The sequence below is a fragment of the Chlorogloeopsis sp. ULAP01 genome, from assembly GCF_030381805.1.
Classification (GTDB): domain Bacteria; phylum Cyanobacteriota; class Cyanobacteriia; order Cyanobacteriales; family Nostocaceae; genus Chlorogloeopsis.
In genome coordinates, this window is record NZ_JAUDRH010000006.1 from 175,515 (window position 1) to 196,813 (window position 21,299).

Consider the following 21,299-nt stretch of genomic DNA (forward strand, 5'->3'; position numbering starts at 1 on the left):
GAAAATCTATTTTTGGGGGAACAATGGAATCTCGTCCTTCTACTAATTTGCCACCCATTGCTACAGAGTATAACGGCAAAGACCGCAATGCTTTTCTGTTTGGCTGGAATCCTCAAGCTGAATTGTGGAATGGCCGTTTAGCAATGATTGGTTTTCTTGCTTATTTGCTGTGGGATTTAGCTGGTTATAGCGTCCTACGTGATGTTTTGCACCTAATTGGTTATTAGATAACTTTTTTAGGTTAAACGTGAGGAAATTACACTCTTAACTCACATACATACAGACAAGATTAACTTTGCTTAGGTTGATCAATAAGAATTAGATTCTGGAGACAAAAATGCAATCTAAAGAAACTCGTCCTTCTACTGATATACCACCAGTTGCTCAGGCTTACAACGGTGTTGACCGCAATGCTTTTCTGTTTGGTTTGAATCCTCAAGCCGAGTTGTGGAATGGCCGTTTAGCAATGATTGGTTTTCTGGCTTATTTACTGTGGGATTTAGCTGGTTATAGTGTTCTGCGCGATGTATTACACATTGTTGGTTACTAACTCTCAGTAAATACAAGACAGTTGATTTTGAAGGAGAAAAACAATGCAATCTAATGAGACTCGTCCTTCTACTGATATACCACCAGTAGCAAAAGCTTACAACGGTGTTGACCGTAATGCATTTATCTTTGGCTTTAATCCCCAAGCCGAGTTATGGAATGGGCGTTTAGCAATGATTGGCTTCCTAGCTTATTTGCTATGGGATTTAGCTGGTTACAGTGTTTTGCGTGACGTACTGCACTTCATTGGGTATTAATTCTTAAATAATAAGTGAGGAATGGTGAGTTTAACTCATTGTTCTTCACTTTTTGTATCACTCTCGTTACCAGGTTAAACCTGGTAACGAAAATTAAGACAGATATCAGTAGTTTTTTAAGGTTAAGCGATCATATATCCAGCGTTGGCGATCGCATTCTTAATTTCTGTTTCTGGTGCATTAGTTTCCACTAACACAATTTTGGTTTTAGTATCTGCTTGCACAGTAGCGCTAGCATCTATTGCTTGAACTGCTTTAGTAATAGTATCAGCACAAGCAGAACAAGCCATATCAGGAACTTTTAGTTGCAGTGTCATAAGCTAAAATGATTTATCTATTACAGATTGAATTTTTAGCATTGCAGTTTTAAAATAATCATAAAATCTCCACTTAACTGGAGAGTCAAGAACAAATTTATAATTTGGTAGGGTGTATTAGGACGAAGTCCGTAACGCACCAAAATATTCTGAAGATGTGTTGCGCTTCGCTAACACATCCTACGCATATTTCAAAATATAAGATACAGAACCCCAACTTTTCTCAAAATTCAGGCTTCTTATAAGGCGCATATTAGGTTTAATTTGGTGTCTGTGCTTTTGGTTTTGGCAGACGAAACCAAAATGACGAACCCCCCTGTGGACGAGGTGAATAATGAATTTCACCACCCCAGCGTTCTAGAGTAATACGGCAAAAATAAAGCCCAAGACCAATCCTACCTGGTTTAGTTTTACCTTGAGAAAACTTTTCAAATAAAGTCTCAACCATTTGTGGAGGTACACCGCTACCTTCATCATCTACTCTCACGAAAATATACTCACCATCTTGTTGTAAATCAATAATCACTACAGATTCTGGGGGACTGTAACGAAAGGCATTTTCTACTAAATTAGTAATTACTCTGTCTAGGCGCGATTTGTCACCAACTACTCTCCAATCTGCTGTCCAATCAATATCAGGAGCGAGTCGCAGTTGCATTTTGTGAAGAGCAAAAGTGGGAGTTAAAAGTTGAATTACCTCCTGGGTACAAGTGAGTACATTTGGTGCTTGCTCGGCATCAACTGTAAAAGAATCTAGTGAATCTACTTCAGCAGAAAATGCATCCAATATTTCCCGAATCAGCATTTCTTGTTTAATAGTTTGTATTTTACCAATCTCTAAATGTTCTCTTCCTTTTGAAGTTAAGTTTTCAAAATCTAACAGTGCTAGACAGCAGTTTATCGCACTTAATTGTCCAGCTATATCATGTATAATACAGTGAATTAAAATTTCTTTTTTTTGATTTTCTTTTAATAGATATTGATAGTCTAATGTATTTTCTCTAGCTTTTTGGATAAGGCTATGTTTCTCTTCATATTCTTCATCTAATAACTCAATCAAAAGTATCTTTTTATTATTTACAGAAAGCACAGTAGCTTCAAAATGATATTCTTGATTCAATAAATCTTGCTGATGCCATATACCAGATTTTAATTTTTTACTGTCATTTTTTAACCATACTTCTTCAGCATCAATTAAAAAGTTTTCTAAAAAAGGAAAATCTTCTTGAGGTATTAGTACTTCCATGTCCGGATGAACAGGACGACGACAAAATTGTTGCAACCACTCTGGGGGAGTTCCAGTAAGTTTAAAACGTCCGGTATGTATCTGCTCTAATACCAGAATATTCAAGGTGGCAAAAAGATTTGACGTAATCAAGTCACTCATAATTTCTAGGCACCGTAATACTTGAGTCCATACTAAAAATTATTGATTTAAAACTCTCGTTACTTTTTCTGGATTCAAAATAAAATCATTTACTTGTTGTTGAATAATTGAGAGTTGCATTTCGTCTAAAGTTGCATCTAAAAGTAAAACCCAATCTCCTTCCTCTGAAGGGAAAATATGTACATCTGCACAAATTCCATATTCAGTTTTCATACGTGGTAAAAATAATGGGAAATCATCAAGTGGGAGCAGCCCTTCTAGAAAAAAAATCTGTTGGCCAACATCCTCACCTTTTTGAAGATTAGTAATACCGTATGCTGATAGTTTTCCGCCCCATGAGGACAAACAACCATCTTTTGTGACTAAAAGATAAGCTAGAGAACGAGTCTCTATCATTAAATTGATAAGATAATCATTAACAGATGCAGGGACATCTTGCATTTATCCCTCCAAGATTTTATGAGCAAGATTTTGAAAAGCTTCTTCTACACCTAAACCAGTTTTAGCACTAGTTTTAATTACATTCCAACCTTTTTGAAGTATTTTTTCAATTTCGGTATCTGTAATTTCCCATTCATGTGTTAAATCCCATTTATTTAGTACAAGAATAAAAGGTACTTTCCCAATAGCATCTTCTACTCTTTTTTGTAAATATAAAGCTTTTTCTAAGGTATCTTTTCTAGTTCCATCTACCACTAATAAATAACCAGATGAACCTCGCAGATATGATATTTTTATTTTTTGAAATTCATCTTCTCCATATAAATCCCATAAAATAAAGTTTATATTTTTATCTTGAATATTTATAAGTTTTTTATCAATTTTTACACCAACAGTAGTTTGATATTTTTCTGAAAATATACTGTAAACAAACCTCGACACTAAACTAGTTTTACCTGTAGCAAACGCACCCACCATACAAATTTTTTTCTGAAGCATATGTGAATAAGCCTTCAATTCCGAGTATCAGTCAAGTTTATATTAAATGATACCCTGGGTCGAACTTGTTTATCTTGTTGTGTAAATCCTTGTTTAAAAGGTTGACTAGAACCCACACCTACAGCAGTCAAATTGCTTGTATTTATTCCTTGGGAGACGAGATAAGATAATATTTTATTAGCTCTGTCTTGACTCAAGACTATATTTCTTGATTCTATACCAGTCGTATTGGCATGCCCTATAATTTCAATACGTACACTCTTGTCTAAATATTTAGCAGCCTCTAAAAGTTTTTGTATTTCTTTGGCTAAATTTGTAAGTTTATTGTTTTCACCTGGTATAAACTCTATAGTACCTTCTACAAAAAAGAGCATTTTTTGTTCTATTTGCTTTTTGTATGATTCCAACTCACTAAGTTCTAGCTCAACTAAATTTTTATCTACATATTGGGTAACACCAGGAATAAAGCGCCACAATTTTCTTGTTGAGATAATCCAGTTCCTGGGTGCAGTTCCTGTGGCATAAAGAATGCCATTTGCATCTAAGTTTAAAGATACGGTTTTTGGTACTTGTAGAAATTCTTCAGCCCTTTTTATAATAAATGGAGCATCAAAGGAAAGATAAGGCTCCCATTTAGCGATCGCTTGTTTCGGGTTCAGTTTTGCTTGTTTCATCAACATCTGGGGATCTGCTGCTAATGGATCGCGCATTCCAGTGATGAAATATTTCCCATGTCTCTTCTGTGCTTTGATCACGACTATTCCTGGCTGAGAGTTGAGTTTTTGCAAATATGCATTCCAACGTAGTTGTTCTCTAACTGCAAAAAAACCCAAAATTCCCAGGGCGATCGCACTCGTAGCCAACACACTCCATACATAAGTATAATTTTTTTTGATTGGAGATTTATATCGAGCCGACAAGCAAACTTGAAGATAAGGTTTACTAGCTACAAATGGCTCAGTCTCCCCTTCAAAAGTATTAAGTTCTTTGCCTAACCTTAAATGAATTTTTTCTAGTACTTCTTGAAATACTAATCTTAATTCTTGAGGAGCATTTCCCCGGATAATTCCTGCTAATATAGCTTGTGGCCCTTCTTCAACCCAAATAAATAGTTCTCCAAACTCTAAACTTTGCAACGTTTCACTTTTTTTTACATTAAAAGAATCTTTGATAAAATCTTGGATAGCTGTTAACATTGCGGAAATTAAATCTGGATCTTGAGCCGTCACCAACGGGGCAATGATATGTTGCAGCAACAATCCAGTTTTTTTGTGGATTAAAAAAACCTGTTCTACTCGATAAATCAGCGTGCGTAGCAGTACAACTTCAGCGAATGATTTTCCTGTTTGTCGCGCTTCCAATCTCCATTTAAAACTTTGTGGTGACAAACTATGTTCTAGAGTTTGATTCAAAGATTGAATCATCTCATCTAAAGCTGTGGCGATCGCCTTGCGAGTAGCAGGCCCTATAATAGGAAAAAATGCCTCAGAAAGTACATTTAAGTCTTTTTTTACCGAAGATTGAATAGCTTGCTCAATTGTAGGCACCATTGCTTCAGCCAGTAGTTTATCTTTGATTGTTCGTAAAATCACAGCTTCTGGAAGTAAGCTGCTGATATCTTCTGCCTGAATTTGTGGATTATTTAATCGCTCATATAATTTTTGTAATTGTGTTGGCTCTACACCTAAAAGCAAACTGCGGAGTTCGCTTAGTTCATCACTAGATATGTCATCATAGTTATTTGCAAAGTTCTGTGGACTACTCCCGCCATTAGAGAATTCGGGAGACTTTGGTGCAAATTCGTTTTGAGAATAGTCAGTCATTACCAATAATCCCCCATAATGAAGAGGAAACAGGGACACGGAGATACGGGTATAGGGCAGCAGGAAGGCCAAGGGGACGAGACAAGGTGAGTAAACGTGACTCACCTTTCTTCCTCCACTCTCCACTTTTCCAATGCCCAATTCCCCACTTTGCGTCTGATAAAACTAGTGTCACCGCATCTTTCCTTCTGGGCATCTTTATTTCCAGCAACTTTTTAGGATTTATGGTTTGGAGTTTAGACGCATTGCTAACTCTGTAAACATAGCTGCAAGGGCAGAGCGATCAGTTTTTTCTGCACGGATTTCTTGGGCTTCCCGTTGTAGCAGTGCCAATATTTCTTCGTACTTTTGTCGGATGTCGTCGTGTAGTGTTTGAGATTGATTCAGAATTTGTTGACGTAACTCCCGCGCTTTTGTGGTAGTTTGTTCCTCAAATTGAGCTAGTTTTTTATCTACAGAAGCGGTGAGATTTTTTTGTTCTTCACTTAATGCGTTCACTGCTTCATCACGTTTTGCTTGCTCGCCTGTTAGTTGTTCTGCTAATGCTTCAATTTCTGTTTTAATATAGTTCTCCAGGGAATCTAAACGTTTTTTTGTTTCATCCCGCAAGTTTCCACATTCTTTTACAAGTCGGTCTTCTAAACGCGCAAATCTTTTTTCAAATTCTCGTATTTGGTTACCAAAAAGAATAGTTCTAACTTTATCTAAACTGGTACTTTCACCAAAATGATTATTACTAAACGAGGTTGGATATCTTTCTTGCGCTGATAGACCGGAGGAGGTGTCTGTAAAGTTATTATTATGTTATTCTTCTGGCAAATTCATAAATTTAGTCCTCTGTAAACTTAAATTGACTTTATGTATTTTTTGCTATTTATTTAGTAAGATAAAATGTAAAACTGTCGGTTTAGAACTTTGATTAAGACAATACCTTACTAATTTGTGGTTTTGTTTTTAAATAGTATTAAATTCTAGCACTTTAGATCTATGAGCTTATCACTCTTTTGGTAGAATCAATGAATTAAACAGCAAATTGCATCTACCATAAGATAGAAATATATTTAAAGAATGAAAAATTTTTCGACATCCCACAAACGTGAGTTCGACCGATTGATTGACGTATAACAAAGGTACTCGTCTGTAATAGAAGCAAATGTCTGAGCAATGTCTAAGCTGAAAACATTTAGTCTGCATATTGAAATGAGACTCAACTCTAGTGGGGTAATCCAGAAAGCTTGTCCATGTTAGGCAAGTTAAATGCGGAACAACTTCAATTATCCCTGTGCTTCAATTTTTGGTGTAAACAATAGCGACTAATGCAATATCGAGGGTTAATAAAACAGGACTTGAGGCACTCAAAAATATTGATATATTCTAATGACAACTGCTAAATGTATAGACTTGACGAATGAAGGGCATAATGAACAAGCTGGAGTCTAATCATTACAGTTAGTCTAAATTTTGCCACACCTTAGCTGACTGCGAATAATGAGTTATAAAATCCATTCTGCTGCCCTTTCGCCCAAATCTAGAGGAATACTAACAGCTTTACCAAGGCGTGGGCGCTCTCGTGTTTCCCTAATGTATTTTTGTACTTGAGTTGTTCCACCCAAGTAATTCAGATAATTGGCGATGCTATCTAGATGTTCTTGGTATTCTGCCTCACTGAGGGGAAAAGAAGCTTGCTCCAGGTATTTCCACATAATTTGTACAAATATCTTGCCCTGTGTCCGGCGTAGTTGGACATCATATGAGCGTCCCCACTTCTCAAGCAGCAGCTGGCGTAATTCCTGTCCTGTCATAGCTCTTCTCAATTATATTTTACATTTGGTGATGATGTTAAGTTCGGTAACTCAAGTATGATAGGAATATAAAGAAATGTAATGCTATATAGATGAAAGATGCGAGACATTTCTTTGAAGAGATAATCTGGCATCTTCAGAAGAGGCATGGGCATCTCGCCTCAGACAAGAGTTTCTCAGATACTAGAACTCAAGTCAAAAAAAAGTTAACAAAATACCCAAGAACGCGTAGATTATGGCTCAATTTTCGGAATCAATGGACGTACCCGATATGGGGCGTCGTCAGTTCATGAATCTTCTCACTTTTGGGACTGTAACCGGAGTAGCCCTGGGGGCGTTGTATCCTGTTGTCAAATATTTCATTCCTCCTTCTGCTGGTGGAGTCGGCGGTGGTACAACTGCAAAAGACGAACTGGGTAACAATGTTAGCGTCAGCAAGTTTTTAGACAGCCATAATGTGGGCGATCGCGTTCTGGTTCAGGGACTTAAGGGCGATCCTACCTATATCGTGGTAGAAAGCAAAGAGGCAATAACTGATTACGGTATCAATGCCGTTTGCACTCACTTAGGTTGTGTTGTACCCTGGAACGCTGCTGAGAACAAATTCAAGTGTCCTTGTCACGGTTCCCAGTATGATGCAACAGGTAAAGTAGTTAGAGGCCCAGCGCCGCTTTCTTTGGCTTTGTCTCACGCAACAACACAAGATGACAATATTGTCCTCACCCCTTGGACTGAAACTGACTTCCGTACTGGTGAAGAACCTTGGTGGGCTTAAAAGTTTTGGTTTTTGAATTTTTACATTCACTCCAAAATCAGTAAATTTTGCTCCACTCTCTAGTAATATTTGACGTTGCTCCTAGAATCCTAGTCCTTAAGAGATGAGAAAATCTTGTACAACAGCGAGATTAAATCGCACTGCTAGAGCAATTGTAAGAACATTGCTCATAGCGATCGCTACGATGACATTTTTCTTCACTAGCGATGTAGCCGTTCCCCAGTCTGCAGCAGCTTATCCATTTTGGGCGCAGCAAACCTATCCAGAAACACCCCGCGAACCGACTGGAAGGATTGTGTGTGCTAACTGCCACCTAGCAGCAAAGCCTGCTGAAGTAGAAGTTCCCCAATCAGTTTTGCCTGACACGGTATTTAAGGCCGTGGTAAAAATTCCCTATGACACCAAAGTGCAGCAAGTAGGTGCTGATGGCTCCAAAGTTGGCTTGAATGTTGGTGCTGTGTTAATGCTGCCAGAAGGCTTCAAGATTGCTCCTGAGGATCGCATTCCTGAGGAACTTAAGGAAGAAGTTGGTGATGTTTATTTCCAACCCTACAAAGAAGGACAAGACAACGTCCTGCTTGTAGGGCCAATTCCTGGCGAACAGTATCAAGAAATAGTCTTCCCAGTTCTTTCTCCCAGCCCCGCCACCGACAAGAACATTCACTTCGGCAAATATGCTGTTCACTTAGGTGCGAACCGGGGACGCGGACAAGTTTATCCTACTGGTGAAAAGAGCAACAACGGTGTTTTTACCGCTTCTGCTGCTGGCACAATTACTAAAATTGCCAAAGAAGAAGACGAATACGGTAACGCCAAATATCAAGTCACTATCCAAAGCGACTCCGGGGAAACAGTTGTTGATACAATTCCAGCTGGGCCAGAGTTGATTGTTTCTGAAGGACAAACACTCAAAGCTGGTGACGCATTGACCGATAACCCCAACGTTGGTGGCTTTGGTCAAGATGATACAGAAATTGTGCTACAAGACCCTAACAGAGTTGTATGGATGATAGCATTCGTCTGTTTGGTGATGTTAGCTCAAGTGATGCTGATTCTGAAGAAGAAGCAAGTTGAGAAAGTCCAAGAAGCCGAGATGAATTTCTAAATTTTCTTTGGAATTATCAACTTATTTTGCGACAGGTATATTGCCTGTCTTTTTTTGTTATTGGCAACTTGCTTGGAAAATTTTAGATTTGTAGGGTGCGTTATGGATATGAGTCCTAACGTACCAGAAATTTTGGTGCGTTATGCTACGCAACAATACACCCTACAACTGCCAATGTTATCAAGTTTTTTATAAAAAAGTTACCAATAGTGATTTTCCTAAAAGTTTAGATCAACTGATTGCTGAAACTGAAGTAGAAGATGCTCACAAAAAACAACAAGATTAACTAGAGTGAATTTTAATTGCTATAAAATTATTAGTGAAGCTTATTTGATTCTGTCAAAATTCAGATGGTTATCAGGAGAATATAAATGCAAAAACTACTAACATTAGTATTAGTTATATTCTTGCTGTTAACAAGTATTTTGACTCCAAGTGCTAGTGCAGCAGATACAGCCAATGGCGCACAAGTTTTTAGTATTCATTGTGTTGGTTGTCATATCAATGGTGGCAACATCGTCAGGCGGGGTAAGACATTGAAAGCAAAAGCACTCAAGAAAAATGGTATGGATTCAATTGAGGCGATCGCATCTATTGTAACTAATGGTAAAAATAATATGTCAGCCTACAAAGACCGCCTAACTGTACAAGAAATTCAAGATGTTTCTGCTTACGTTCTCGAACAAGCTCAAAAAGACTGGCACTAAAAAATTAAAAATTAAAAATGGTTTTACCAACAACAAGTTACCTACAATTCACTCCTGAATTAAACATTTGCCGCATATTAAACGGAATGTGGCAGGTTTCTGGCGGACATGGGCGCATAGATCCTAAAGCCGCAATTCAGTCTATGTTCAAATATGTTGATGCAGGTTTTACTACTTGGGATTTAGCAGATCATTATGGTTCCGCCGAAGATTTGATTGGTGAATTTCGCCGTCAAATCATTGCCACCCGTGGAGAAGAAGGTTTATCTAACATTCGAGCCTTCACAAAATGGGTACCTCGTCCCGGTAAAATGACTAGAAAAATTGTTGAGGAAAATATTAATATTTCCCTGAGAAGAATGGATGTTGAATCTTTAGACTTGATGCAATTTCACTGGTGGGAATATCGAGATCAAAACTACCTAGACGCTCTCAAATATATGGCAGAACTTCAAACCGAGGGCAAAATTAAGCATTTAGCTTTGACAAATTTTGATACCGAACACTTAGAAATCATTATTAAAGCAGGTATTAATATAGTTTCTAACCAAGTGCAATTTTCTTTGGTTGATCGCCGTCCGGAAGTTAATATGATTCATTTTTGTCAGCAGCACAATATTAAGCTTTTTACTTATGGCACCCTTTGCGGTGGTTTTTTATCAGAAAAGTATTTGGGCAAGCCCGAACCACGAGGCTTTGATTTGGCTACCGTGAGTCTGAGAAAATATAAGAATATGATTGATGCTTGGGGTGGTTGGGGATTATTTCAACAGTTGCTTTCTACCCTCAAACAAATTGCCGATAAGCATGGGGCAAGTATCTCTAATGTCGCAGTTCGTTATATTTTAGATAAACCCGCCGTAGGTGGTGTAATTGTTGGTGCTAGACTTGGCATATCTGAACATCTAGAAGATAACGCCAAAGTATTTGATTTGACTCTAGATACTGAAGATTTGCAGTTGATAGATAGTGTATCTAGTCAAGAAAGGGATTTGTATCAGTTAATCGGCGATTGTGGTGACGAATATCGTCGATAACAGATAATTGCTCACGCTCCCAGGAGTAGCGATCGCATTTCTGGGTTATTATCTCTAAGCCCCCAAACTATCTAAAATTTTGTTAAATTGGTAAACTGAATTTTCTAGTTCATCTGTTTTTATTGCTCCTGTTTTTCTGGCTTTAGGAAAAGGTTGAAAGCATGAGTTGATCCCATCTCTTACTTCTGCTTCACACGTGGTTAAAGGCAGTCCAAAATATAGTTGTGCTGCTGCAAGCTGTGCCTGTTCTTCGTATATTTCTTTAATATCAAAGCTATTGTGCATTTTTCTTTCCCAATGGCTATACAGTTTTTACCAACCTAGTTGGGTGAAATGAGCTATTATTCGGCTAATTACCTTATTTTCAGATATAGAAAGAGTCCACTATGTAGTCTACTACACAAATTTTTGTCATCCTTGGTAATCTTCCCAAGTTAATTTTTCTTTACAATGATTAGCAAAGAAACTGCCGAATATTATGTCTGGGGTAACAACAGCAATGGTGATTTCTCAGCCTCCCAGTCACGGCGATCGGATTGAATCCATCGACTAGGATGATATTAGGCTGTTGACGAAAATACTCTGTCATTTCAAACTGAGAATTGGATAGTCGAGTTTCTTGTCTTCAATCCATTGGCAGATTGAGATTTAAGTCAAGAGTGACTGGTTATCAATTTTGATATTCTGGCTTGCTTCCTTTTAACTTTTGTTTCATTAGTTCCTGTAATTCAGTTGCTTTTTTCATAATTCAGGATCATCTATCTCATTTGCAACTTGCATAAGCTGATTAATGCATTCAAACAGGACTTAATGCACTAAAAATTCGGCGCGTTACGGCTAGTTCTCACCCTCTTATACCAAGTTCAGTTAATTACTTATAAATCTTTAAGCACCCCACCCACCTAACGGTACCCTCCCCTTACCAAGGGGAGGGTTAGGGAGGGGTAACACCAAGATGGTAATCATAACTAATCATGCGAACTGATATTAAACTCTCAAATCCTTACATAGCCGTAACACAACGGCAATAAAGCGGGAGGAACATCCACTCCGCTTTTTGCCTCCCCTACTTAATTTTTACTATGAATTGTGATACACCAATTTAGCTGTGTCACACCACTACTTACTTCTATTTGCCGACACTACTGGCGGATAATGCTGCAACACCTGCTTCAAATACTGTCCAGTATAAGACTTAGGATTCTCTGCTACTTCTTCTGGCGTACCTATAGCAATTATTTCTCCACCTTTATCGCCACCTTCTGGCCCCAAATCTATCACCCAATCGGCGCAACGAATTACATCTAAATTATGTTCAATTACCAAAATTGAATTACCTTTATCTACCAATCTTTGCAACACATCTAACAATTTATGGACATCATAAAAAGATAAACCTGTTGTTGGTTCATCAATTAAATAAAGTGTTTTTCCTGTGGCGCGGCGCGATAGTTCTGTTGCTAGTTTTACGCGCTGCGCTTCTCCACCAGATAACGTAGTCGCGGGTTGTCCGAGGTGAATATAACCCAATCCGACATCTACTAAAGTTTGCAAACGAGTGACAGCTTTAGGAATGTTTTGAAAAAATTCCAAAGCTTCTTCAACAGTCATATTGAGAACGTCAGCAATAGATTTATCTTTATACTTCACCTGCAAAGTTTCGCGGTTATATCTTGCACCTTTACAAACTTCACATTGCACATAAACATCAGGCAGAAAATTCATTTCAATGACGTTTACACCTTGCCCGCTACAAGCTTCACAACGCCCACCTTTGACATTAAAAGAAAATTGTCCCGGTTTGTAACCCCTGGCTTTTGCTTCAATGGTTGCAGAAAACACATCGCGAATTACATCAAAAACGCCTGTGTAAGTTGCTGGGTTAGAACGGGGTGTTCTACCGATAGGAGATTGATCGATGACAATTGCTTTATCAATCGTATTTAGTCCCTTAATCCCATCCATTTCTTTGGGAAAAGGCACTTTGCGGAAAAGGTGGTGTTGCAGTGCTGGATAGAGTAATTCGTTAATTAAGGTAGATTTACCAGAACCAGAAACACCGGTGACAGTGACGAGTTTACCTAGTGGGATTTCTACATCTATATTTCTTAAATTATTGCGATGGGCATTTTTAATCACTAAACTTAGCCCATTTCCTTCCCTTCTTTGAGCAGGTGTTTGAATTACCTGTCGCCCCGATAAATATGCACCTGTCAATGAAGCTTCAGCTTCTAATAACGCCTTTAAGTCGCCTTGAGCAATAATATTTCCACCGCGAACACCCGCACCAGGGCCAATATCAACTATATAATCGGCAGCACGAATTGTTTCTTCATCATGCTCCACCACAATTAATGTATTGCCCAAATCGCGCAATTTGGTTAAAGTTCGCAGCAAGCGCCCATTATCTCGTTGATGCAATCCAATACTTGGCTCATCTAAAACGTATAAAACTCCAGTCAAGCCAGAGCCAATCTGAGTTGCCAAACGAATACGCTGTGCCTCACCACCCGAAAGCGTCATTGCCGGGCGATCTAATGTTAAATAATCCAACCCCACATCTAAGAGAAATTGCAACCTAGCTCTAATCTCTCTCAATACCAAATCGGCAATGCGATAGGCACGATCGCTTAATTTTAAATTATCAATCCTCTCCCGACACTGGGCGATCGATACTCCTGTCAAATCTAAAATTCGATACTGCCCCAATCGTACCGCCAATGCTTCTGGTTTCAAGCGCTTTCCATTACACACTGGACATGGTTGATCTATTAAATACTGCTCTAACTTTTGCTTAACTAGTTCTGAACCACCCTCATATTGCCTTTGTAAAATTGGAATTACTCCTCTAAAAACCTGGTTTTTCTGTGTTTCTGACGTAGTTTCTTCTCCATGCAAAATTATCTGTTGTTGTTCCTTCGTTAGCTTATTCCAGGATGTCTGCAATTCAAATCCATAAGCTTGTGCCAAACTATAAAGCAATTCTAAATAATAAGAATTATCTTTTTCTGACCAAGGTGCGATCGCTGCATAGACTGGTGCTTCCGGATCGGGTACTACCAATTCCACAGAAAATCTTCTTAAACTGCCAATGCCATGACAATTAGGACAAGCACCATAGGGAGAGTTAAACGAGAACAATCGCGGCGATAATTCTTCCATCACCGCGCCGTGTTCTGGACAAGCAAAATTCTCTGAAAATACTAATTCTTGTTCCTCAGTTGATGGTTGGCTACTATCCGACGCAGGAGTAAATAAAATTACTGCTATTCCCTCTGATAATTTCAAACAAGTAGCGAGCGAATCGACTAAACGCTCTTGAATACCGTCTTTTTTCATTAAACGGTCAATTACTACTTCAATAGTGTGAGTAGTGTTTTTATCTAACTCAATCGAGTCTGATAATTCGCGCACCTCACCATCAATGCGGACGCGGACAAAACCACCAGATGCCAAACTCGATAATAACTTTTTATGAGTGCCTTTTTTACCCCGCACCACAGGCGCAAGAATTTGAAAGCGGGTACGATCGCCTAATTCCATAATGCGATCAACCATTTCATCAATAGTTTGTGGAGCAATACAGCGATCGCAAATCGGACAATGGGGTTCACCCGCCCGCCCAAACAATAAGCGCAAATAGTCGTAAATTTCTGTTACCGTCCCCACTGTGGAACGGGGGTTATGGGAAGTAGACTTTTGGTCGATGGAAATTGCCGGACTTAACCCTTCAATTGACTCTACATCTGGTTTGTCCATCTGACCTAAAAATTGCCGTGCATAAGCACTGAGAGATTCGACATAGCGGCGCTGTCCCTCGGCAAAGATTGTGTCAAAAGCTAAAGAAGACTTGCCCGAACCAGAAACACCTGTAAAGACGATCAAGCGATCGCGCGGTAAGTCCAAGTCAATATTTTTCAGGTTATGCTGCCTAGCACCCCGAATACGGATAGTGTTTTGGTGATTTTGATGGGGATAGGGAAGATGCCCATTTATAGATGCAGCTAATTGAGTTTCTGACATATCGGCAGGCTAATCAATGTAAGGCAGCACGTAACAGTCCTTAATAATACTACCGTTGTTATGGTAGAACAACAGTACTGTTATAGGTGTTAATTTCACTCCTATTTATAGAGCGATCGCCGTTTGTTTCACTCATTTTCTATTAGGCGAGGTGTAAAATATGAGCGCTCAAAGGACACAAGCACTATTACAGGCGCGCAAAGACAAAAAGTAAAGTCTTCTGTTTTCTTTCCTTCTGCCTCTGGGCAGTCGCCACCCTTACGGGAAGCCGCTGCGCGTCTACAACGGAGGGGAACCTTCCGAAGTCGCCACCCTACGGGAAGCCGCCCTCCGGGCGTCTACAACGGGGGGCTTTGGGGCCCCCACGGAGTGGGGTTGGGGGGAAACCCCCGCACGGCGCTGCTCTCTGCCCTCTGCCTTAATTATTGAGAGTTTGGCTTGACTATTGACCAATGACTAATAACTATTGACTAATGACCAAATCATTGTTGTTAGGCTAGAAATAGCTGGCTCAGAACAGCGATTGCGATCTAAAAAAGAGGGGAAATCTATGCCACACACTATTGTTACAGAGGTTTGTGAAGGCGTCGCAGATTGTGTAGACGCTTGTCCAGTTGCTTGTATTCACCCAGGGCCAGGTAAAAATGTCAAGGGAACCGATTGGTTTTGGATTGATTTTGCCACCTGTATTGACTGTGGTATATGTCTCCAAGTTTGCCCTGTAGAAGGAGCGATCGTCCCAGAAGAAAGGACTGATTTGCAAAAAACGCCATCATAGTTTATTCGGGACTGGGGGTTAGGGGCTAGAGGCTAGGAAGAGAACAAGGAGAGGAATTGTACAGACGCTTCGGTTCCGAAGCGTCTGTACCCAGTCGCCGATACCCTGTCCCCAATTTTTACTTGAGTAGGAAATATTGATTAATATTATTAACTACTAACTACTGTATGGGCGGGTTTATGTAAATTATGGGTTTGAGTCGAATACCATCAAAAAAACCACCCCTACTAACCACTATCTATTAGCTACTAATCACTAACCAATGACTAATGACTATTTACTAGAAGTTAAAAATGTTCATGCTGGATACATCAAAGATGTAGATATTTTGCAAGGTATAAATTTTTGCGTTCATTCTAGGGAAATGGTGACTGTAATTGGCCCTAATGGTGCAGGTAAATCAACCCTAGCGAAAACTATTTTTGGACTATTAACACCCCATAAAGGCACAATTACCTTCAAAGGTGAGGATATCACTGGGCTAAAGTCAAATCAAATTGTTCAAAAGGGAATGTGTTATGTACCACAAATTTCCAATGTTTTCTCTTCACTAAGTGTTGAAGAAAACTTAGAAATGGGTGCTTTTGTCCGTAATGTCAATTTAAAACCACTCAAAGATAAAATATTTACGATGTTTCCCAGGCTTGCCGATCGCTGTCGTCAACGTGCTGGTACTCTTTCAGGAGGAGAACGGCAGATGCTAGCGATGGGTAAAGCTTTGATGTTGGAACCCAACTTATTACTTTTGGATGAACCTTCGGCTGCTTTGTCTCCGATTTTAGTAACTCAAGTGTTTGAGCAAATTAAAGAAATAAACCGGGCAGGTACAGCGATCGTTTTGGTTGAACAAAACGCTCGTAAAGCTTTGGAGATGGCACACCGGGGTTATGTACTAGAATCGGGACGAGATGCAATTCAAGGCCCCGGTTTAGAATTGTTGAACGATCCCAAAGTGGGTGAACTATATTTAGGAGCTGGAAAGGCGCATTAATTTAGGCATGAGAACTGCCAGCCAAATTAGCAATGATGCCAATCAAATTCAAGTTACTCAAAATGTCTGTAGCTTGAATCATCTGAGTTTGAGTCACTTTACCAATACGTGCCACCATCACAATGCTATTACAAAAGGTCGCTAAAATTCTGGCATCAACCATAGTCAAAATAGCAGGAGCATCTATTAACACAAGATCATAGTTTTGCTCAAACAACTCTACCAATTCTTTCATTCGTCGAGAACTAAGCAACTTCACCGTGTTTTCGGTGGTAGATCCAGCAGTCAAAACATCTATGGAGGGGTGAATGGGTTGGATGTAATCCTCAAAAGAAGTATTTTCTTCATCGACTAATAATAGGGATAGTCCCCAATCATTAGAAAGTTCTAGGGTTTTATGCAAATTTGGTTGATGTAAGTTAGCATCTACTAGCAATACCCGTCGATGCATCCGGGCAGCACTCACCGCTAATTCCAAAGCTAAGGTTGTTTTGCCTTCTTTAGGTACTGCCGAAGTTACCATGAGAGACTTGAAGGAAAAGGGAGATTTGATGATTTGGATATTTTGATACGCCATATCCAGGGTTTGCTGGAAAGGCTTTTCGTCAAAAATTTCTGCTGCTTTGAAGTCAGCTTTGGTTTGCCCCCACTTCCAAGGTAAGCGCCATCCTTGCCTGTGGTGAAAGAATGGTTTTAGTTTTGGAACTGTAGCTAGTATCCGTAGATTGGTTAGCTTTTTTAATTCTTGTGGAGAATAAATAACTTTATTAGATAATCCCCCCATTAAGGCAGCAGCAAAACCTAAAATTGGTGCAGCGATCGCTCCTCCAATAATAAATAACAATCTGTTGCTACCCACATCGATTCCCCGTTGGGGTTCTTCTAAAACTTGCCAGTCAAAGTTTGTTTGAGACATTTTCAGCCCCAAAGATTGTTGTGCCTGGGTAAGTTGCTCAACTTGCTTGCGCTTCACTTCTACCTCTGGCAACAAGCGATTATACTCTGATATTAGTTTTGGATATTTACTTAACTCCGAGGAAATTTTTTGTTCTGACTCGGCTAAACTCTTTTCATTAGCACGCAGTCCCTTGGTAGTTGTTTCTACTTCAATTAATTGTTGCGCTAGCCTCAGTTCAACCTCTTTTAATTGCTCTTTTGTCAATAATGGTTGTCTTGCACCTTCTGGCACAGGTGTTTTTTCGGCTAGCCATCGCCTGAGTACTTCCCAGTTAATTGGCTGGGCTACTTTGGCGTTTGTTCTGTCAATAGCTTGCAGTAGGGAAGCTTGTATGTTTTTATCTAATGTTGGAAGTGATTGCTGAATCTCTTTCCTGAATAATTCAACTTGGCTTTGGCGCTGCTCGATCAGTTTTTGTACAGCAGGAAAATCATCTGTATAGCGTTGGCGTTCCTGTGCTAAAGCTAGTTCAGTTTTTTGAATGTCATCAATTAGCTCTTGAGAACGCAAGGATTGATTCAAGGGAGAAGAAAAGTCTGCGCTTCGAGAAGACGAAGCTAGCTCGTTCTCAATGTTTTTATGGCGAGCTTGTAAATCTTGTAGTTGAGCGCGAGTAGATTGTAGCTGTTTTTTAATATCTACCAGCGACTCTAGCAGAAATTTACCTTGGATCTCAGGATCGAATACATTGTATTTTTTGCGAAACTTTTCTAACTTTTCCTCAGAGACTTGTAATTGTCGTTGCATCGTCGGTAGGCGATCATTAACCAAAGTCAGTACTTTACCAACTCTGTATTTTTGTTGCTCAATGTTGTAGTCTCGAAATGCTTTTTGAAGAGCTTGCAATACTTTTTGGGCTTTCACTGGATCCCTACTTTCAAAGGAAAGCTCAAATACATGATCATAAGTAGGATCATTTACTGTGTCTTGCTCTACTTCCTTTACAACTAAAGGTTTGCGATAATAATTGTGACCTTTAACCTCTTCTACAGTAATATTGGGATATTCAGTACGAAGTGAATTTACAGCTTTTTGGATAATTTTAGAACTGACTATTAACCTCATTTGAGGAGTGTAGTTAAATGCTTCTAATTTAGGCTCAATTAAATCTTTTAATGCACCTTCTTGAGTATTAGTTAGCAGTTCTCTTTCATCAAAGTTGGAATTTACTAATAACTGCATAGAGCTTCGGTAAACAGGTTTTGCACTAAAAGCCATGAAACTCGCAGCTGACATGACTACGCAAGAAACACCCACAATCAAAAAGCGGCGTTGCCACAGAATTGAAGAGATTGGAGAGGCTTGAGAAATATTTCTAATATTAATAACCTCTTTTTGAGAGGTAGTAACCAGCTTACCTTGTTCCAGTTCAGTGTTAATCACTATTAAAATCCTCTAAATTGAAACACTATTTTTCCCTAGAAAAATCAATTAATTTGGTATATTAATATTGTTCTTATTGAAAAATAGGCAAAACGCCACACTTAATCGTTACTACATCAAATCACCATATCTAAATCTAAATTTTATAAAGCAACCAATAATTCATAGCTATACGGTTCTGATGTAATCGCGTATTTTAGTATTTATCAAATATCAACCTATCAATCAACTCTTATGCAACAATCAAGTTGATATTTACTAGCAGTTTTTGATATATACACAGATATACATTCAGCTTAGTTTTTCAAATAGATCACCAGGATAAATTTGTTCATACAAAGCTAAAGTGCCAATTTAGAAATGTCAATGCTCTGTGTTAATCTTTAATTTTTCTTACCAATAAAGATTAATAGACCTAAAAGTTAAATATTCAGGTTTTTATACATTATTATGTTTGACAATTTTTGTGTAATATTTTTAGCCAGTAATTTCTATTACCAAGTACGATAAGTGTATGTATATACTTGTTTTATATGTGTTAATAAAATCACTATATTTAGAATAAATTTAGGCATTATATTTTAACAACGTTGCTAAATAATCGATGCTATGGGCTATACAGGCAAAATTTAAATCAGAGTAATTAGTAAAAATAAGTAATTAAATTGTTAAATACTTATTCAGTACACTTTTTATACTCATCTTAAACTAACTACCTACTAGCAAAGTTGGTTTGTATAGTATAGCTACCAGTAAAGTTATAAAAATTTCATTACACTATACTAAAATGTGTTACATGTGTATAAAATTTTCAAAAAGTCTTAAATACTATTACTTAAAAATCTTGCTTGCTTTGCTAGCTTCAATTAAAGATTTGGTAAAGTGAGCGATATTTTAGCGATCGCAAATTGGTTTAATTTTACAACTAAATTGTCTATTGTCAGTCCAGTAGGGTGCTTGAAAGCAGTGCGTTACGCATCGCATGATTTTGGTGTACGGCTAATTTTCATTCTCTTCAACTCTCAAATCTTTGCATAGCCGTAACCCATTCAGAATTCTAAGTTCCCGCTCAACCTGATTTTGATAAAGTCATTTCATTTAACTCAACATCACGTCGTCTAGGAATTTCATAACTCATAAAATCGTAAGCCATATTTGTATTGGGAAAGATAGCACGGGCTTCCTGAAGTAGATCCCCTAACTCTATAGAATTTCCAGGAGCATAGCGGGGACTAAAATGAGTCATGAGCAAATGATGCGCTCCTGCGGCTAAAGCTGTTTGCGCTGCCATTGTAGATGTAGAGTGCAGACGCTGAAAAGCTAGTTCTGCGTCTTGATGAGAAAAAGTTGCTTCGTGAATTAATACATCTGCATCCTGTGCTAATTCCACTGCATTCTCACAATAAATTGTGTCTGTGCAATAAGCGATTTTACGTCCGATTTCGGTAGGCCCACAAAATTGAGCACCATGAAAAACCCGCCCATCAGGTAGCGTTACCGTTTCACCACGTTTGAGTTGACCGTAAACACGACCGGGTGGAATTTGCATTTCCTTGGCTTTTTCGATATCAAAGCGTCCTGGACGATCCTTTTCAGCCACACGATAACCGAAGGTTGTAACGCGGTGATGTAAAGGAGCGCAGGTAACAATAAATTCATCGTCTTCGTAAACTACCCCAGGACGAATAGCGTGAACTTTTACAGGGTAGGAGAAGTGGGTGTGAGAATAACGTAGAGATGACTGTAAGTATTCGTTTAGTCCAGGCGGCCCATAAATGTCAATGCGTTCCACATTACCTGCCAAGCCGCAACTTGCAAGCAAACCCATCAAGCCAAAGATGTGATCGCCGTGCATATGGGTGATAAAAATTCGGGAGAGTTGGCTACTTTTAAGATCGCTTCGTAAAAGCTGGTGCTGAGTACCTTCGCCACAATCAAATAACCACACCTCTGCTCGTTGTGGTAATCTCAGGGCGACACTAGAAACATTGCGTGATCGCGTTGGTACACCGGAACTCGTCCCTAAGAATGTTATCTGCACAGCGTTAAGTTTGCCTCCGTCTCACTTAAAAAATTGCGCTCTATTTTATATAGTGGCACGGAAGCTAGAAAAATACTCTCTCGGCGAATGGGGGAACAGGGAACGGGGAACAGTAATTTTCGCTAGTCTTTAGTGAAACCAACGATTTCATCACTCGGTTCATCAAGCATTTCTGGTACTACAGCCTGATTATTTTTAAGTTCATCTGGCGGCAAATCTCGTAATACATCATCCATTTTCGGAGGATGTTTAATCTTGTCCAGCATTTCGGGGCTAAGTTGAGTTTCATCACCCTGTGGATTAGTCTTTTCGGCTTGATTGGGAACAGTTTCCTTATTCATGGCTATTTCTCCAACTAACAAGCCAAGCTTAAAAAATACTATTCTTTGCTACACACTATCTTAGGACTGAGATAATCATCAAAGGC

The 21,299-nt window shown here is 38.9% G+C and carries 22 protein-coding genes and 1 pseudogene; 11 read left to right on the forward strand and 12 right to left on the reverse strand.

Annotation, left to right across the window (positions count from 1 at the left end):
• The first annotated feature begins 23 nt into the window (after nucleotides 1-23).
• The 3 genes from QUB80_RS13530 (at nucleotide 24) to QUB80_RS13540 (ending at nucleotide 806) form a co-directional block, all read left to right on the forward strand.
• On the forward strand, nucleotides 24-227 hold the full coding sequence (locus QUB80_RS13530) for a chlorophyll a/b-binding protein (RefSeq protein ID WP_016875083.1): 204 nt from the start codon (nucleotides 24-26) through the stop codon (nucleotides 225-227).
• A 110-nt stretch (nucleotides 228-337) separates the two neighbouring features.
• Nucleotides 338-550, forward strand: a complete 213-nt coding sequence (locus QUB80_RS13535) for a chlorophyll a/b-binding protein (RefSeq protein ID WP_289790027.1) — start codon at nucleotides 338-340, stop codon at nucleotides 548-550.
• A 43-nt stretch (nucleotides 551-593) separates the two neighbouring features.
• The gene (locus tag QUB80_RS13540; protein ID WP_289790028.1) at nucleotides 594-806 is read left to right on the forward strand and encodes a chlorophyll a/b-binding protein; all 213 of its coding nucleotides are present in this window, start codon (nucleotides 594-596) and stop codon (nucleotides 804-806) included.
• A 122-nt stretch (nucleotides 807-928) separates the two neighbouring features.
• Here QUB80_RS13540 and QUB80_RS13545 read toward each other — a convergent pair whose 3' ends face one another.
• From QUB80_RS13545 to QUB80_RS13575, 7 genes and pseudogenes are all read right to left on the reverse strand, one after another.
• The gene (locus tag QUB80_RS13545; RefSeq protein WP_289790029.1) at nucleotides 929-1,123 is read right to left on the reverse strand and encodes a heavy-metal-associated domain-containing protein; all 195 of its coding nucleotides are present in this window, start codon (nucleotides 1,121-1,123) and stop codon (nucleotides 929-931) included.
• Between the two features lie 259 nt (nucleotides 1,124-1,382).
• Nucleotides 1,383-2,510 carry a sensor histidine kinase gene (locus tag QUB80_RS13550; RefSeq protein WP_289790030.1) on the reverse strand — a complete coding sequence of 376 codons (1,128 nt, stop codon included), beginning with the start codon at nucleotides 2,508-2,510 and terminating at the stop codon, nucleotides 1,383-1,385.
• Nucleotides 2,511-2,549: 39 nt separating this feature from the next.
• A complete protein-coding gene (locus QUB80_RS13555; protein ID WP_289790031.1) occupies nucleotides 2,550-2,951 on the reverse strand; it encodes a hypothetical protein in 402 nt (133 codons plus the stop codon).
• Nucleotides 2,952-3,449 (reverse strand): Rab family GTPase, encoded by a 498-nt coding sequence (locus QUB80_RS13560; RefSeq protein WP_289790032.1) that lies wholly within the window; start codon nucleotides 3,447-3,449, stop codon nucleotides 2,952-2,954.
• Between the two features lie 14 nt (nucleotides 3,450-3,463).
• On the reverse strand, nucleotides 3,464-5,272 hold the full coding sequence (locus tag QUB80_RS13565; RefSeq protein WP_289790033.1) for an OmpA family protein: 1,809 nt from the start codon (nucleotides 5,270-5,272) through the stop codon (nucleotides 3,464-3,466).
• Nucleotides 5,273-5,494: 222 nt separating this feature from the next.
• Nucleotides 5,495-6,097: pseudogene (locus tag QUB80_RS13570) on the reverse strand (hypothetical protein).
• A 668-nt stretch (nucleotides 6,098-6,765) separates the two neighbouring features.
• Nucleotides 6,766-7,074 carry a DUF3067 family protein gene (locus QUB80_RS13575; protein WP_289790034.1) on the reverse strand — a complete coding sequence of 103 codons (309 nt, stop codon included), beginning with the start codon at nucleotides 7,072-7,074 and terminating at the stop codon, nucleotides 6,766-6,768.
• A 235-nt stretch (nucleotides 7,075-7,309) separates the two neighbouring features.
• Between QUB80_RS13575 and petC the strand changes: the two genes are divergently transcribed.
• From petC to QUB80_RS13600, 5 genes are all read left to right on the forward strand, one after another.
• The gene (gene petC, locus QUB80_RS13580) at nucleotides 7,310-7,849 is read left to right on the forward strand and encodes a cytochrome b6-f complex iron-sulfur subunit (RefSeq protein WP_289790035.1); all 540 of its coding nucleotides are present in this window, start codon (nucleotides 7,310-7,312) and stop codon (nucleotides 7,847-7,849) included.
• A 103-nt stretch (nucleotides 7,850-7,952) separates the two neighbouring features.
• Nucleotides 7,953-8,954 (forward strand): cytochrome f, encoded by a 1,002-nt coding sequence (gene petA, locus QUB80_RS13585; protein ID WP_289790036.1) that lies wholly within the window; start codon nucleotides 7,953-7,955, stop codon nucleotides 8,952-8,954.
• Between the two features lie 142 nt (nucleotides 8,955-9,096).
• Nucleotides 9,097-9,240, forward strand: coding sequence for a hypothetical protein (locus QUB80_RS13590; protein ID WP_289790037.1), 144 nt, complete (start codon nucleotides 9,097-9,099; stop codon nucleotides 9,238-9,240).
• 85 nt (nucleotides 9,241-9,325) lie between these two features.
• Nucleotides 9,326-9,661, forward strand: a complete 336-nt coding sequence (petJ, locus tag QUB80_RS13595) for a cytochrome c6 PetJ (RefSeq protein ID WP_289790038.1) — start codon at nucleotides 9,326-9,328, stop codon at nucleotides 9,659-9,661.
• A 17-nt stretch (nucleotides 9,662-9,678) separates the two neighbouring features.
• Entirely contained in the window at nucleotides 9,679-10,698 is a 1,020-nt protein-coding gene (locus QUB80_RS13600) for an aldo/keto reductase (RefSeq protein WP_289790039.1), read from the forward strand.
• 54 nt (nucleotides 10,699-10,752) lie between these two features.
• On the opposite strand, the gene QUB80_RS13605 is transcribed toward QUB80_RS13600, so the two are convergent.
• Nucleotides 10,753-10,983 carry a hypothetical protein gene (locus QUB80_RS13605; protein WP_289790040.1) on the reverse strand — a complete coding sequence of 77 codons (231 nt, stop codon included), beginning with the start codon at nucleotides 10,981-10,983 and terminating at the stop codon, nucleotides 10,753-10,755.
• An 834-nt stretch (nucleotides 10,984-11,817) separates the two neighbouring features.
• Complete coding sequence (gene uvrA / locus QUB80_RS13610; protein ID WP_289790041.1) at nucleotides 11,818-14,721, reverse strand: excinuclease ABC subunit UvrA; 2,904 nt, start codon at nucleotides 14,719-14,721, stop codon at nucleotides 11,818-11,820.
• A gap of 550 nt (nucleotides 14,722-15,271) precedes the next feature.
• Here uvrA and QUB80_RS13615 point away from each other — a divergent pair.
• Together QUB80_RS13615 and QUB80_RS13620 are read left to right on the forward strand one after the other, a co-directional pair.
• Nucleotides 15,272-15,499, forward strand: coding sequence for a ferredoxin family protein (locus tag QUB80_RS13615; RefSeq protein ID WP_289790272.1), 228 nt, complete (start codon nucleotides 15,272-15,274; stop codon nucleotides 15,497-15,499).
• A 262-nt stretch (nucleotides 15,500-15,761) separates the two neighbouring features.
• Nucleotides 15,762-16,490, forward strand: coding sequence for an ABC transporter ATP-binding protein (locus QUB80_RS13620; protein WP_289790042.1), 729 nt, complete (start codon nucleotides 15,762-15,764; stop codon nucleotides 16,488-16,490).
• A gap of 1 nt (nucleotide 16,491) precedes the next feature.
• Here QUB80_RS13620 and QUB80_RS13625 read toward each other — a convergent pair whose 3' ends face one another.
• A complete protein-coding gene (locus QUB80_RS13625; protein ID WP_289790043.1) occupies nucleotides 16,492-18,831 on the reverse strand; it encodes a GumC family protein in 2,340 nt (779 codons plus the stop codon).
• Between the two features lie 882 nt (nucleotides 18,832-19,713).
• On the opposite strand from QUB80_RS13625, the gene QUB80_RS13630 reads away from it, so the two are divergent.
• Nucleotides 19,714-19,869 carry a hypothetical protein gene (locus QUB80_RS13630; RefSeq protein ID WP_289790044.1) on the forward strand — a complete coding sequence of 52 codons (156 nt, stop codon included), beginning with the start codon at nucleotides 19,714-19,716 and terminating at the stop codon, nucleotides 19,867-19,869.
• Between the two features lie 31 nt (nucleotides 19,870-19,900).
• Here the strand turns inward: QUB80_RS13630 and QUB80_RS13635 are convergent, their stop codons facing one another.
• Together QUB80_RS13635 and QUB80_RS13640 are read right to left on the reverse strand one after the other, a co-directional pair.
• On the reverse strand, nucleotides 19,901-20,872 hold the full coding sequence (locus tag QUB80_RS13635) for a ribonuclease Z (RefSeq protein WP_289790045.1): 972 nt from the start codon (nucleotides 20,870-20,872) through the stop codon (nucleotides 19,901-19,903).
• A 122-nt stretch (nucleotides 20,873-20,994) separates the two neighbouring features.
• On the reverse strand, nucleotides 20,995-21,213 hold the full coding sequence (locus tag QUB80_RS13640) for a hypothetical protein (protein ID WP_289790046.1): 219 nt from the start codon (nucleotides 21,211-21,213) through the stop codon (nucleotides 20,995-20,997).
• Nucleotides 21,214-21,299 lie beyond the last annotated feature (86 nt).

Coding starts and splice junctions, on each gene's coding strand:
- QUB80_RS13530 (WP_016875083.1), top strand. CDS start 24: ATGGAATCTCGTCCTTCTACTAATTTGCCACCCATTGCTACAGAGTAT.
- QUB80_RS13535 (WP_289790027.1), top strand. CDS start 338: ATGCAATCTAAAGAAACTCGTCCTTCTACTGATATACCACCAGTTGCT.
- QUB80_RS13540 (WP_289790028.1), top strand. CDS start 594: ATGCAATCTAATGAGACTCGTCCTTCTACTGATATACCACCAGTAGCA.
- QUB80_RS13545 (WP_289790029.1), bottom strand. CDS start 1,123: ATGACACTGCAACTAAAAGTTCCTGATATGGCTTGTTCTGCTTGTGCT.
- QUB80_RS13550 (WP_289790030.1), bottom strand. CDS start 2,510: ATGAGTGACTTGATTACGTCAAATCTTTTTGCCACCTTGAATATTCTG.
- QUB80_RS13555 (WP_289790031.1), bottom strand. CDS start 2,951: ATGCAAGATGTCCCTGCATCTGTTAATGATTATCTTATCAATTTAATG.
- QUB80_RS13560 (WP_289790032.1), bottom strand. CDS start 3,449: ATGCTTCAGAAAAAAATTTGTATGGTGGGTGCGTTTGCTACAGGTAAA.
- QUB80_RS13565 (WP_289790033.1), bottom strand. CDS start 5,272: ATGACTGACTATTCTCAAAACGAATTTGCACCAAAGTCTCCCGAATTC.
- QUB80_RS13575 (WP_289790034.1), bottom strand. CDS start 7,074: ATGACAGGACAGGAATTACGCCAGCTGCTGCTTGAGAAGTGGGGACGC.
- petC (WP_289790035.1), top strand. CDS start 7,310: ATGGCTCAATTTTCGGAATCAATGGACGTACCCGATATGGGGCGTCGT.
- petA (WP_289790036.1), top strand. CDS start 7,953: ATGAGAAAATCTTGTACAACAGCGAGATTAAATCGCACTGCTAGAGCA.
- QUB80_RS13590 (WP_289790037.1), top strand. CDS start 9,097: ATGCTACGCAACAATACACCCTACAACTGCCAATGTTATCAAGTTTTT.
- petJ (WP_289790038.1), top strand. CDS start 9,326: ATGCAAAAACTACTAACATTAGTATTAGTTATATTCTTGCTGTTAACA.
- QUB80_RS13600 (WP_289790039.1), top strand. CDS start 9,679: ATGGTTTTACCAACAACAAGTTACCTACAATTCACTCCTGAATTAAAC.
- QUB80_RS13605 (WP_289790040.1), bottom strand. CDS start 10,983: ATGCACAATAGCTTTGATATTAAAGAAATATACGAAGAACAGGCACAG.
- uvrA (WP_289790041.1), bottom strand. CDS start 14,721: ATGTCAGAAACTCAATTAGCTGCATCTATAAATGGGCATCTTCCCTAT.
- QUB80_RS13615 (WP_289790272.1), top strand. CDS start 15,272: ATGCCACACACTATTGTTACAGAGGTTTGTGAAGGCGTCGCAGATTGT.
- QUB80_RS13620 (WP_289790042.1), top strand. CDS start 15,762: ATGACTAATGACTATTTACTAGAAGTTAAAAATGTTCATGCTGGATAC.
- QUB80_RS13640 (WP_289790046.1), bottom strand. CDS start 21,213: ATGAATAAGGAAACTGTTCCCAATCAAGCCGAAAAGACTAATCCACAG.